This window comes from Caballeronia sp. LZ003, assembly GCF_031451465.1.
Taxonomy (GTDB): Bacteria; Pseudomonadota; Gammaproteobacteria; order Burkholderiales; family Burkholderiaceae; genus Caballeronia.
Map to the genome: position 1 here is coordinate 698,119 of NZ_JARUXJ010000002.1, position 12,736 is coordinate 710,854.

Annotated in this window: 12 protein-coding genes; 7 read left to right on the top strand and 5 right to left on the bottom strand. The window is 60.7% G+C overall.

Annotation, left to right across the window (positions count from 1 at the left end):
• Positions 1–591: 591 nt before the first annotated feature.
• Together QCE79_RS17790 and QCE79_RS17795 are read left to right on the top strand one after the other, a co-directional pair.
• Complete coding sequence (locus QCE79_RS17790) at positions 592–2,001, top strand: replication initiation protein (protein ID WP_250467778.1); 1,410 nt, start codon at positions 592–594, stop codon at positions 1,999–2,001.
• 45 nt (positions 2,002–2,046) lie between these two features.
• On the top strand, positions 2,047–3,663 hold the full coding sequence (locus QCE79_RS17795; protein WP_309846449.1) for an NYN domain-containing protein: 1,617 nt from the start codon (positions 2,047–2,049) through the stop codon (positions 3,661–3,663).
• Positions 3,664–3,689: 26 nt separating this feature from the next.
• Here the strand turns inward: QCE79_RS17795 and QCE79_RS17800 are convergent, their stop codons facing one another.
• Positions 3,690–3,830 (bottom strand): hypothetical protein, encoded by a 141-nt coding sequence (locus tag QCE79_RS17800; protein WP_309846452.1) that lies wholly within the window; start codon positions 3,828–3,830, stop codon positions 3,690–3,692.
• A 406-nt stretch (positions 3,831–4,236) separates the two neighbouring features.
• Between QCE79_RS17800 and QCE79_RS17805 the strand changes: the two genes are divergently transcribed.
• The 4 genes from QCE79_RS17805 to QCE79_RS17820 all read left to right on the top strand — a co-directional run bounded on the left by QCE79_RS17805 (position 4,237) and on the right by QCE79_RS17820 (position 6,877).
• Positions 4,237–4,560: a DUF6566 family protein gene (locus QCE79_RS17805; protein ID WP_250467782.1), complete on the top strand. Its 324-nt coding sequence runs from the start codon at positions 4,237–4,239 to the stop codon at positions 4,558–4,560.
• A gap of 48 nt (positions 4,561–4,608) precedes the next feature.
• Positions 4,609–5,658, top strand: a complete 1,050-nt coding sequence (locus QCE79_RS17810; protein ID WP_309846455.1) for a Dyp-type peroxidase — start codon at positions 4,609–4,611, stop codon at positions 5,656–5,658.
• Between the two features lies 1 nt (position 5,659).
• Positions 5,660–6,466 carry a family 1 encapsulin nanocompartment shell protein gene (locus QCE79_RS17815; RefSeq protein ID WP_250493834.1) on the top strand — a complete coding sequence of 269 codons (807 nt, stop codon included), beginning with the start codon at positions 5,660–5,662 and terminating at the stop codon, positions 6,464–6,466.
• A 90-nt stretch (positions 6,467–6,556) separates the two neighbouring features.
• On the top strand, positions 6,557–6,877 hold the full coding sequence (locus QCE79_RS17820) for a DUF1330 domain-containing protein (protein ID WP_244831067.1): 321 nt from the start codon (positions 6,557–6,559) through the stop codon (positions 6,875–6,877).
• Here QCE79_RS17820 and QCE79_RS17825 read toward each other — a convergent pair.
• From QCE79_RS17825 to QCE79_RS17840, 4 genes are read right to left on the bottom strand one after another with little or no spacing between them, the layout of a single operon-like run.
• Positions 6,874–7,617, bottom strand: coding sequence for a FadR/GntR family transcriptional regulator (locus QCE79_RS17825; RefSeq protein ID WP_244831068.1), 744 nt, complete (start codon positions 7,615–7,617; stop codon positions 6,874–6,876). The genes QCE79_RS17820 and QCE79_RS17825 overlap by 4 nt on opposite strands.
• 51 nt (positions 7,618–7,668) lie before the next feature.
• Entirely contained in the window at positions 7,669–8,457 is a 789-nt protein-coding gene (locus QCE79_RS17830) for an ATP-binding cassette domain-containing protein (RefSeq protein WP_244831069.1), read from the bottom strand.
• Positions 8,454–9,467 (bottom strand): ABC transporter permease, encoded by a 1,014-nt coding sequence (locus QCE79_RS17835; protein ID WP_244831930.1) that lies wholly within the window; start codon positions 9,465–9,467, stop codon positions 8,454–8,456. Before QCE79_RS17835 ends, QCE79_RS17830 begins: the two co-directional genes overlap by 4 nt.
• A complete protein-coding gene (locus tag QCE79_RS17840; RefSeq protein WP_309846461.1) occupies positions 9,467–10,573 on the bottom strand; it encodes a sugar ABC transporter substrate-binding protein in 1,107 nt (368 codons plus the stop codon). The genes QCE79_RS17835 and QCE79_RS17840 overlap by 1 nt, the downstream gene beginning before the upstream one ends.
• A 321-nt stretch (positions 10,574–10,894) precedes the next feature.
• Between QCE79_RS17840 and QCE79_RS17845 the strand changes: the two genes are divergently transcribed.
• Positions 10,895–12,637 (top strand): IlvD/Edd family dehydratase, encoded by a 1,743-nt coding sequence (locus QCE79_RS17845; RefSeq protein WP_309846462.1) that lies wholly within the window; start codon positions 10,895–10,897, stop codon positions 12,635–12,637.
• Positions 12,638–12,736 lie beyond the last annotated feature (99 nt).

A 12,736-nucleotide genomic window follows, 5' to 3' on the forward strand; every position in this document is an offset into this window, starting at 1 on the left:
ATAACGCGTAAACAAGGTTGTAGCGAAAATCGGAGCTAATCGCACGCAGACACACGCACGGCCTAACTCCTTGTTTATTAGCGATTTATTGTCGCCGAAGACGCGTCAAACTTTGTCGCCAATGCCTAATCTTGACCAATGACGCCCGCACACATCGTCGACCTTAGAACGGTTGCACAAAAACCACCCCGGGGTCGCTTTTTGTGCAACACGACTTAATCAATGATTTCAAGGACTTATATACCAAAATTCGAAGATCCCTATTTTCCGCGAGATCCGGTTTGTTCTGTACTTTTGTAAACTTTAACCCGCAAACCTACAAACAGAGACCGAAAAACCGTTTCGAATCAAAGATCACCCCTGTGGATAGGGACGCTTTTTGTGCTGTACAGGGCGGTTTTTGTGCGCGATAGGCCGGAAAATGTGAACGACAGGGCGGAAGTTGTGAGCTGCGGGTCGGAAATTGGGCAAGCCGTCCGACTGCCGGGGCGCTTTTTGTGCGGATCGCTTCGCACGCAACCGGGGTGGTTTTTGTGTTGACACGCCTTTGTCGCCTGATAGAGTGCCGGGGAATCGAACCGAACCAAACGCATGCAAGCTCAGGACCTCACCGCTACGCCGCAGCAACTCGCCTTGGACATCTACGAAGACATGTCCTCGCAAGGCTCGGCTATTTGCGAGTCCACGAGGGACATCGGCTTTCTGCGCAACAACATTTTCACGCGGGTCGGTGGCCTCGGCATCGCCGCACGCCGCGTGCTGGACGCCGCCTACTTCATCGTGGCCACCAAGGCGCCCGATGAACTGATCGACGACAAGGTCTACACCTTCACAGCCGACATCAACTACTTCAAGTGGCTGATGCGCTACGACAGCCGCAACCATAGCCACCTGATCGCGCAAATGCGCTCGGCGGCACGGGCGCGGGTCGAAATCATGACGGCGCCGTCTATCGAAGAACTCACCGAGAAAGATTCGTGGGGCACCATCAGTCTGCTCGGCGACTGCTATATCGAGCGCAACGTCGTTTGCATTCTGCTGGCGGGGCGCGTCATCAAGTATCTGATCAGCCCGTACAAGGCGCATTGGCTGAGCTTGCGCGCATCGACGGCATTTTCATTGTCGCTTGCGCGCGCCATCTACGACCGTCTGATTCCCTGCGAAGGGCACGGCGTGACCGAATGGTTTCCGTTCTCGGAAGTGATCGAGTGGCCCGGCAAGGTCGGCGAATCGCGAAAAGAGGTGAAGGAGTTCAAGAAGCGCTTTCTCGAACCCGCCATCGATCAGCTCAATGAAGTATCTGATTTCGATGTCAGCTGGGAACCCAATGCGGAACGCGTATCGGGCGACAAGCTGAAGATTCGTTTTCGCTTCACGAAGAAGCAGGGCGCCGATGCAGCCCGAGCCGGCATTCAGGACTCGATGTATCTCGTGCTCCACAACGAATTTGCCTTCGACACCCCCGACTTCGAGCGCCTCGCGAGCCGCCGCGACCTCTGGACCGACGAGCGTCTTCAGCAGGCTATCGAATACACGCGTTTCAAGCTGAACGAAGGCAAGGTCACGGTCAGTCCGCGCGGCTATCTGTTCAAGGCGCTCGAGGGCAATTACCGGATCGGCGAGGCGGATCGCAAGATGGCGTCGATCAAGGCGAAGCAACTCGAAGACGACAAGAAGACGCGCCGCGATCACACCGACGCGCAAGCGCAGCTCGAAGCCAGCATCCAGGCACAGAACGACACGGCCCGCGCAAAGATGGGCGAAGAGACGAAGGCGGGCCGCGAGTTTTTCGAAGCCGCCGATGCGCCGCTGCGGCGCGAACTGTGTCAGTCGTTCGTGAGTCAACTGATTCCGCAGCGTCTCATCGAGAAGCAGGGCGTCTCGCGTGAAACCCTGAGCGCCGACAATATCCTCACCGTCAATCGCGTGGTCGCGGATGCATTCTGCTCGCACGTTTTCAACAAGATGAAGAAGGTCAGAGCGGGCTTGAAGCCAGCGTGACCGATGCCAGCGGGACAGCGCTCCCGCGTTTCACCAGGAAGCTGTATGCCCGCGAATCAGGATAGCGTCAGCATGGCGCTCTTTTGCGACTTCGAAAACGTCGCGCTCGGCGTGCGCGACGCGAAGTACGAAAAGTTCGACATCAAGCCCGTGCTCGAACGATTGCTCCTCAAAGGCAGCATCGTCGTGAAGAAGGCTTATTGCGACTGGGATCGCTACAAGGGCTTCAAGTCCGCGATGCACGAGGCAAGTTTCGAGCTGATCGAGATTCCGCACGTGCGGCAGTCGGGCAAGAATTCAGCCGATATCCGGCTCGTCGTCGATGCGCTCGACCTTTGCTACACGAAGTCGCACGTCGATACGTTCGTCATCATCAGCGGCGACTCGGACTTCTCGCCCCTCGTTTCGAAGTTGCGCGAGAACGCGAAGAAGGTGATCGGCGTGGGGGTGAAAAACTCGACCTCCGACTTGCTCGTCGCCAATTGCGACGAATTCATTTTCTACGACGACCTCGTGCGCGAGCAGCAGCGCGCGCTCGCCAAACGCGAGGCGAACGTGGCAACCAAGCGTCCCGCCGATGCCGACCGGCAGCCCAAGCAGGAGCCCGACGCGCGCAAGTCGCAGGCGGTCGCGATCGCCGTGGAGACTTTCGAGGCGCTGGTGTCCGAGCGAGGCGAGGGCGAAAAGATTTGGGCGTCGGTGCTCAAGAGCGCGATTAAGCGTCGCAAGCCGGGGTTCAGCGAATCGCACTATGGCTTTCGCGCGTTTGGGAATCTGCTCGACGAGGCGCGTTCGCGCGGTCTGCTGGAAGTCGGTCGCGATGACAAGTCCGGCTCTTTTGTCTTTCGTGCGGCCCAGACGGTGAGCGCGGATGCGGGGCAGGGAGAAGCGGTGGCGGAGCCTCAGAGCAATCAGCGCCGACGCGATAAGCGTGGCGGCCGGAAGGACAAGCAGCATGCCGTTGCGGAGGCCGTGCAAACTTCGGCCGATGACGACACATTCGAAGTCGTGGATGAATTCACGGAGCATACCCGCGAAGACGCGCAATATCCCGCGCAAGAGTCTGCCGACAACGACGCGCTCGCAACTGCCGACGAACCCTCGGGCCACCATTCGCGTGGACGTGGCAGGCGGAATGATCGCCGAGGCTCGCAGCGTCCTGCGCCCGAATTCGCACGCGCTTTGGCTGACGACGACACGTTCGAAGTTGCGGGCCACGCAGTCGTACCCGGCGATCACGATAGTCGCGAAGACGCGTCGGAGCGCTTGCAAGCGTCGCCTGACAACGACGCGTCCGCACTCGCCGACGAACCCACGGGCTATCCACGCGGGCGGGGCAAGCGTAATGGCCGAAGAGACGCGCAGCGTCGCGCATCGAGTGATAACGACGCGTCTGAAGTCACCGACGAACCCGCCGCGCCGATCAACCAGGGACCCACCGCTGCATCTCACACCGAGAAGAAGCCCTCAGCGAGCCGACGCGGCGGGCGAAAGACCGCTGCAAAGAAGGCCGCCGAAAGCGCTATCGCGTCCTCGGATACAGGCGTTTTCGTGCAGCCTGGCGATGCAACCGACATTCCGAAGCCCGTAAAAAAAGCGCGCAAAACGACGTCACGCACGAGCCGGTCGCGCAAAGCCACCACGCCAACCGACGAGCAGTAAGCAACCTCAGTCGAGACGGAGTCGTTTCAGCACACGACTTCGTCGATGACCACTTCAATCGCTCTCGAAGCCCAGTCGATGAGCGCTGACGTCAAGCGCCGCGAGTTCGCCGAAAGCAACGCAATCAACACCGCGAGCACAATGAGGGGAATGACAAAACGCTTCATCGTTTTGTCGCCCCGATTTCATTCGGGCGGCACTTGCGCAACGAGACGCGCACCGCCAACGAACACGACGAATAGACTGACGTTCGCATTCATCGTCGAGATACACAAAGGGCTCTTTCAAGCGCGAAGTGACGCGCGATGGATTCCGGTCGCGCAATGAAAGCGTGAATCGAAAGCGGCTTCCTTCCTGCCAAATTGATTCGGATGACGAAATAATAAATCATGCGTCCATCCGTACAATGATTTTCGACAGGGCTGCGGCAACAAACCGAGTGCACGTTTCAACGTCATTTTCACGAACTTGTTGTAATCTAGAATTTCGTTCACCGCTTTGTCATCAGCAGGAAAAAGACGGCGGCACGACGCACTTCGAAACCATGTCCATGTATGCCGAGTGGAGGAAGCCATGGAGTCAGCCGTTGACGTTTATGCAGGGTTCGAGATTTCCGTGCGCGCCAAGCGCAACGAGCGCGAAGCGTGGGTCGCGGATATCGACGTTCGTCGCGATGGCGCGTCCGTCATCGACGAATGGCCGCAGACCACGCAGCCGGAATGGCGCACCGTCGAAGAAGCGCTACGCGACGGCATAGAGTGGGCGCGTCGCACCATCCGGCATCGCTTTCTCAACGATCCTTCCCACTCCGACGTAGCCGAGCGCGAGCGCGCGCAAACCTGGTTCAACGACGAACTCGAGCATCGGCCCGGAGCGGTCGTGGTGCGCGTCGGTTGAAGCCGCTTCGCCTACGACAACATCATCCCTTGCAATCGAATAGAACAGATGCCCAACGAGATTCCGGAATCGCAAGCTGTCTGTAACCCCATTTCGCGCAGCGCGATCTTTATCGTCGCCACGGTGGCGCACGGACGCGAGCACGGCGACACCGTGCGCTCCTGGTGCGGCGATATCGCCGCGCTGGTCCGCGCAGTCGGCACGCGGGCTCCAACCGCGAATCTCTCTTGCGTGTGCGGCTTCGGCTCCGACATTTGGGACTCGCTGTTCGGCTCGCCACGCCCGGCCGCGCTGCATCCGTTCCGCGAGTTCGGTTCGGGCGAGCGGCGCGCCATTTCCACGCCCGGCGACATTCTGCTGCATATCCGCGCGGACCACATGGACCTGTGCTTCGAGCTTGCTGCGCAAATGCTCGAGGCACTCGGCGATGCCGTTACCGTCGTCGATGAAGTGCACGGCTTTCGTTACTTCGATCTGCGCGATATGGTCGGCTTCGTGGATGGCACCGAAAATCCATCGGGCCGCGCGGCGCAGTACTTCGCGATCATCGGTGAGGAAGATGCGGAATTTGCGGGCGGCAGCTATGTGATCGTGCAAAAGTATCTGCACAAGATGGCCGCTTGGAACGCGCTGACGGTAGAGCAGCAGGAGAAGATCATCGGCCGCAAGAAGCTGTCCGATATCGAACTCGACGCAGCGGTGAAACCCTCGTGCTCGCACAGTTCGCTCACCACGCTCGATGAAAACGGCCAGGAAGTGAAAATCCTGCGTCACAACATGGCCTTCGGACGGCCCGGCGCGGGCGAGTTCGGCACGTATTTCATCGGCTATGCGCGTTCGCCCGCGCCCACCGAGCAGATGATGGAGAACATGTTCGTCGGCAGGCCGCCCGGCAACTACGACCGGCTGCTCGACTTCAGTCACGCCGTCACGGGCGGCTTGTTCTTCGTACCGTCGGCCGACTTGCTCGAAGCACTCGCCGACCGCGATCCCGCCGCACAACCCGCGCCCGCATCGTCATCGTCGTCTTCTTCCGATGCAACGCCGAGCCGTGCGGACGGCTCACTGAACATCGGTTCACTCAAAGGACAGTCCTGACATGAATAACCTGCATCGCGAGCTCGCGCCCATTTCGAGCGCGGCATGGTCGCAAATCGAAGCGGAAGTGGCGCGCACCTTCAAGCGCTCGCTTGCCGGCCGGCGCGTGGTGGATGTGAAAGGTCCCGGCGGTGTCGATCTTTCGGGCGTGGGAACGGGACATCAGACGGCGATTGCATCGCCTGCCAAGGGCGTGAGCGCGAAGCGTTACGACGTGAGGACGCTCATCGAACTGACGGTGCCTTTCACGTTGCAGCGCGAATCGATCGACAGCGTCGAGCGCGGTTCGAACGACGGCGACTGGCAGCCCGCGAAGACGGCGGCGAGCGAACTGGCTATCGCCGAAGACAGCGCCGTTTTCGATGGTTTCCGCGCGGCGGACATCACGGGCATCCGCGAAGGATCGTCCAACGACGCGACGACACTGCCTGCCGACGTAAGCGACTATCCGCGTGCCATTAGTGAGTCGCTGGAGAAATTGCGGCTTGCGGGCGTGGACGGTCCGTACACGGTGCTGCTCGGCGCGGATGCCTACACGGCGCTCGCCGAAGCCAGCGATCAAGGCTATCCGGTGATCCAGCATATCAAGCGCATAGTGGATGGCGATCTCATCTGGGCGCCTGCCATCAAGGGCGGCTGCGTGCTTTCCACGCGCGGTGGCGACTACGAACTGCATCTCGGGCAGGACCTCTCCATAGGCTATACGAGCCATACGGACACGACCGTGCAACTCTATCTGCGCGAAACGCTGACCTTCCTGATGCTGACGAGCGAGGCGTCGGTGGCGGTGGTCGCTGCATCGGCTTGAAGCGCGGGCCACGCCTTACCTCTCAGGTAATCGACGCACGGCACGGCGCACGCGAAGATGTCTTCACCTCATCAAACGGGAGACATTCGAATTACCGCATACGCCGTGGGCCAACTGCACGAAGTCGAGATGTGCGCGGATATCGTTCAATACCTGGAAGCGATCGATGCGACGCTCGCGCCCTTCGACGGTCACTTCATCATTCACGGTGAACGCCCGGAAATGCGCGAGGGAGAGTGGAAAGGCGATCTCATCGTGATCGCCTTTCCCGATCTCGCGCAAGTGCGCGCCTGGTACGAATCCGACGCTTATCAACGCATCCTGCCGCTACGCACGAAGCACGCGAGCAGCGCGGTGTTCTTCATCGATGGCGTGGATAGGGATCACAAAGCGACCGACATCCTGACTTAACCCGACAGCGGCCGCTCGGGTTCCAGGGCTGCGCCGCCCAGAATGGACGTTGCATCGGCGCGCGCGTGGTTGAGTTGCACGAGGCTCGCCTGACGCGCGGCGAGCGCATCGCGATGCGCTATTGCCGTGAGAATGGCTTTGTGCCGCGGCAGCGACAGCGCATGCGTGTTCGGATGCCGGCTCGTCAGCTTGATCGATTCCGACAGCGCGAGCGACAGCATATTGCCGATATACGCGAGCATGTCGTTGTGCGTCGCGGACATGATCGCGCGATGAAAATACAGATCCGGTTCGAGCAGTTCTTCGGCGGTCTGCGCGGCTTCCATGCTCTTATATGCCGCGCCGATACGCTCGATATCCTCGTTCGTTGCAGAGATGGCGGCGAGCGCCGCAGCGGCAGGCTCGATGATCTGCCGCACCGTCATCAGCGAACGAAAGAACTCGCCTTCACGGAGATTGCCGACGGTCCAGACGAGCACATCGGGATCGAGCATGTGCCATTCGTCGCGCGCACGCACCACGCTGCCCACGCGCGGCTTCGAGACGACGAGTCCCTTCGCCACCAGCACGCGCGTGGCTTCACGCAGCACGGGACGGCTCACGCCATAGGTTTCGCAGAGCGCGGGCTCGGCAGGCAGACGTTGTCCCGGCGCGAACACGCCGCTCACGATCTGCATGCCGAGTTCCTGCACGATGCGTCCGTGCATGCTCTTGCGTTTCGCCGGGTTACGGTAGTCCATATCGATCCGGCCGATGTCCTGAAGTCGCGCCCGTTGCGCCCGTTGCGTCCGCTACGCGGTGGTCGCACGCATCGCGCGATATTCCCGCCGCACGATTTCCATCAGCTCCGCCACCGACGTATTCGCGCTGCGCTGCTCATACGTCACGCGTCCGCGTTGCATCAGGATGATGCGATCGGCGATATCGAGCGTCTGCGCGTAGTTGTGCATGATCATGATGATCGACAGGCCGCCTTTCTCCTTCAGACGCAAGACGAGATCGATGATGAGCGCAGCCTCGCGTGCGCCCATGGCGGCGAGCGGTTCGTCGAGCAACAGAATCTTCGCGTTCGAATTGACGGCGCGCGCCACCGCTATAGCCTGACGTTGGCCGCCCGAAAGACGCTCCACAGGCAGATCGACGGAAGGCACATGCACGCCGATATCGTCGAGACATTGCGCGGCGCGCTCGCGCATCTGCTTGTGATCGAGCAGACGAAACGGGCCCGGCTTCACGATCTCGCGATTCAGGAACATGTTGTGATAGATGCTCAGCGAATTCGCGAGCGCGAGATCCTGATACACACATTCGATACCGAGCGAACGCGCATGATCGACCGAGCGCAGCAAGGTTTCTTCACCGTGTATCTCGAGCTTGCCATCGGTCTGCTGATGGTAGCCCGTGAGTATCTTGACGAGCGTGGACTTGCCCGCGCCGTTGTCGCCCAGCACGCCAAGAATTTCGCCGGAGCCGAGCGAGAACGACACGCCATCGAGCGCCGTCACCGCGCCGAAGCGCTTGACGAGGTTGTCGCCACGCAGCGCATAGCTCGCCGGGGCGGTTTGCAAAACATCGCTCATACCCGGCCTCCCTTGCGGCGAACGCGGCCGATATGGATGTTGAAGATCATCGCGGCGAGAATGGCGGCGCCCAGAATGATGTTGAACGTGAACGCGTTGATGCCGATGAGCGTAAAGCCATCGTTCAGAATGCCCAGCACGGCCGCGCCGATGAGCCCGCCCACGATGGTGCCCGAGCCGCCGGTCAGTGGCGTGCCGCCGATCACGGCCGCCGCGACGGCCAGAAACATGATCTGGTTGCCGCCTGCTTGCGGGTCGATGGACGTAATGCGGTAGCCCTCGAGAATGCCCGTGAAGCCCGCGAGCACTGCGGCGAGAACGAAGTTTCCGAGCCGCAAGCGGTTCACCTGAATTCCGGCCTCGCTCGCGCCAATGGCGTTCGCGCCGGCCGCCTGCGTATGCAGTCCCCATCGCGTATGACGTAACAGCACGTGCATGACGAAGCCTATCGCCACCGTCCAGATGATCTCGCTATAGCCCCATCCGCCCATCACGGCAGCGAAGCCGGGTTCGCCCGGCGTGGCCACCGGCGTGCCACGTGAAAGCGTCAACGTGATGCCGTTGATGAGAAACAGCGTGCCGAGCGTGGTGACGAATGAAGGCAGGCGCAGCCATACCGTCACCGCGCCATTCACGAAGCCGATGATCGCCGCCGCGACGAGTCCCGCAATCACCGCGAGCCACATGGGCGCGCCCGCGTCGTTGGCGAACACCATCATGAAAGGCGCGAAGGCGAACACCATGCCCGCCGACAGATCGATGTCGCCGCCGATCATCAGCATCACTTCGCCGAACGCGATGATCGCCACCGGCGCGATGAACTGCGAGAGGTTGACGAGACTCGCGTTGCTCAACAGGAAGTCGTGATTGATGACCTGAAAGTACGCGCACAACAGCACGGCCACGAGCAGGATGCGCAACTCCGCCGCCCAGTTCGACAACAAGGCCCCGCGCGGCCGTGGAACGCGCGCGGGAGCTTGTGTCTTCTGCGGTTCGTTGACCGCGTTCATCATGATTTGATCGCGCCGTTCATCGGCACGATCTGCGGCTTGGTCGACTTGCCTTCATAGCGCGTCGACGTGTTGAGATACGGCTCGACCGTGCCCTTGGTGACGAACTTCAGGCCCGTGTTGATGTTGGCAGGCCCGACGAGTCCACTGGAAGCCAGGAACGTGAACGCTTCCACGACCGTATAAAAGCCCTGCACATAAGGCTGCTGGTCGATGGTGAAATCGAGGAAGCCTTCGTGAATCAGCTGGACGGTCTGGGGCAACAGATCGAAGCCGCCGCCGTGCACGCCCTTCGACGGCAGGTTGGACTCCTTCATCACTTGCGCCACGCCTTGCGTGCTGCCTGCATCGACCGCGAACATGCCTTTCAGATCCTGATGGCCGAGATAGAACGCCTTGATCTTCGAAAGCTCTTCGTTGACCGTGGCGCCCGTGGCGACCGTCTGAACGTCGATTTTCTTGCCGGACTTCTTGATCGCGTCGCTCGCGCCATCGAGGCGCGGCTGGATGTTCAACTGTCCCGGCGTCGCGATGAAAAGCGCCACCAGGCCGCTGTCGACGAGACTCGCAATACGCTCGCCCATTTGATAACCAGAGAGATACAAGTCCTGCCCGATGTACGCGAGGCGCGGGCTCGTCTTGCCGCGCGGCGCATCGGCGTTATAGGCGAACACGGCGATGCCCGCATCGAGCGCGGCCTGGATGGGCTTGTCGAAGGCGGTCGGATCGACGATAGGAACGGCGATGGCATCCGCCTTGGCCGCGATGGCGGAATTCACCGCGCGCACCATTTCGCCCGCATCCGAAGTGGCGGAGCCCGTCCACTGATAATCCATGCCGAGCAGCGAACAGGCGTCCTGAATGCCGTATTGCGTTGGCACGAAGAAAGGATTCGTGGTCACGTGATTGACGAACACGATCTTCCATTTCTTGTGCTGCGGAAATGCGGTTTCCGCGGCCTGCGCCGACGAGATCAATCCGCCCGCGCCGCCGGCCGCGCCGAGAAGCGACAGCGCTGCTCCCAGACCCGCACCCTGCATGAGGCCGCGACGGCCGTTGTTGATCGTGCTCTTGTTGTCTTCCGCGTCTTTTGAATCATGCGCCATGTCTTCCTCCTAGCCCTTTCTCGTTGGTCGATGGGTCGACTGATCGTCGATCATGTTCAGATAGTGAGTGGTGCGGGTTTGCGTCAAATGATGGGATGCTCGTGCAGCTCCGACGTTGTTCTATTTCTTCGATTCATCGCGCTTTCAGGTTCGGCGTGGTGAAGCTCGAAGCACTCGGTTTGCTTCGCTGCAGCATTGTCTCTCGCCGAATTAGCCAAACTATATGCAGCGTTCACGCACGTTTCGATTAGCGTTTTCCCGGTAAGATGAAGCGCAATAGTCATGCTATTTCCAGCATCTCTCAAAGAGTGGGTAAAAGACATGGATGAGCCAAAACGTAAGCTTCGATCGGCCGCCTGGTTCGGCACCGCGGACAAGAACGGCTTCATGTATCGAAGCTGGATGAAGAACCAGGGCATTCCGGATCACGAGTTCGAAGGCAAGCCGATCATCGGCATATGTAATACGTGGTCCGAACTAACTCCGTGCAATGCGCACTTCCGCAAGCTCGCCGAGCACGTGAAGCGCGGCGTATTCGAGGCGGGCGGTTTTCCCGTCGAGTTTCCGGTGTTTTCGAATGGCGAATCGAACCTGCGTCCCACGGCCATGTTCACACGCAATCTCGCGAGCATGGATGTCGAGGAAGCCATTCGCGGCAATCCGGTCGATGCGGTCGTGCTGCTCGTCGGTTGCGACAAGACCACGCCCGCGCTTCTGATGGGCGCGGCGAGTTGCGACGTGCCGGCCATCGTCGTGTCGGGCGGGCCGATGTTGAACGGCAAGCATCACGGGCGCGACATCGGCTCGGGCACGGTCGTGTGGCAACTGAGCGAGCAAGTGAAGGCGGGCAAGATATCGATTCACGAATTCATGTCGGCGGAAGCGGGCATGTCGCGTTCGGCGGGCACCTGCAACACCATGGGCACCGCATCGACCATGGCGTGCATGGCCGAAGCGCTCGGCGTGACCTTGCCGCACAACGCCGCGATTCCTGCCGTCGATGCACGCCGCTATGTGCTCGCGCATTTGTCCGGCATGCGTATCGTCACCATGGCGCTCGAAGACTTGCGACTGTCGAAGCTCCTCACGCGTGAAGCATTCGAGAACGCCATCCGCGCGAACGCGGCCATTGGCGGTTCGACCAATGCGGCCATTCACTTGAAAGCGATTGCCGGGCGCATTGGCGTCGATCTACAACTCGACGACTGGACGCGCGTCGGACGCGGCACGCCCACGCTCGTCGACCTTCAGCCATCGGGCCGCTTTCTGATGGAGGAGTTTTATTACGCGGGCGGCTTGCCTGCGGTGCTGCGGCGCCTTGGCGAAGCGAATTTGCTGCCGCATCCAAACGCGCTCACCGCGAATGGTCACACGATCTGGGAGAACTGCAAGGAAGCGCCGCTCTATAACGACGAAGTCATCCGGCCGCTCGACAAACCGCTCGTGGAAGACGGCGGCCTGTGCGTGCTGCGCGGCAATCTCGCGCCCAATGGCGCGGTGCTGAAGCCGTCGGCGGCGACGGCGTCGTTACTCAAGCATCGCGGACGCGCGGTCGTGTTCGAAAACTTCGACGACTACAAGCAGAGAATTGCCGATCCCGAACTCGAGGTCACGAAAGACTCCGTGCTCGTGATGAAGAACTGTGGACCGAAGGGTTATCCGGGCATGGCTGAAGTCGGCAACATGGGTTTGCCGCCCAAGATTCTCGCGCAAGGCGTGACCGACATGGTGCGCGTATCCGATGCTCGCATGAGCGGCACCGCTTATGGCACCGTCGTGCTGCACGTTGCACCGGAAGCGCGCGCGGGCGGTCCGCTGGCTATCGTGCGCAACGGCGACTGGATCGAGCTCGATGCCATGCAGGGCGTGCTGCGTATCGATATCGACGAAGCGGAGATCAACACTCGGCTCGCAGCATGGAAGGCGGCGAAGACCGAGACGCCCGCGGACCAGAGCGGTTATCGCAAGCTCTATGTCGATCATGTGCTGCAAGCCGACGAAGGCTGTGACTTCGACTTTCTCGTGGGCTGCCGGGGCGCGGAGGTGCCGCGTCACTCGCACTAGACACGAAGCGCACCGAACTATTTTGATTTCTCGTTGACAACGCGAATTTCGGCGCACTAGTATCGACTCCATTCCTTACGGCCCGACAACGATGTCCGC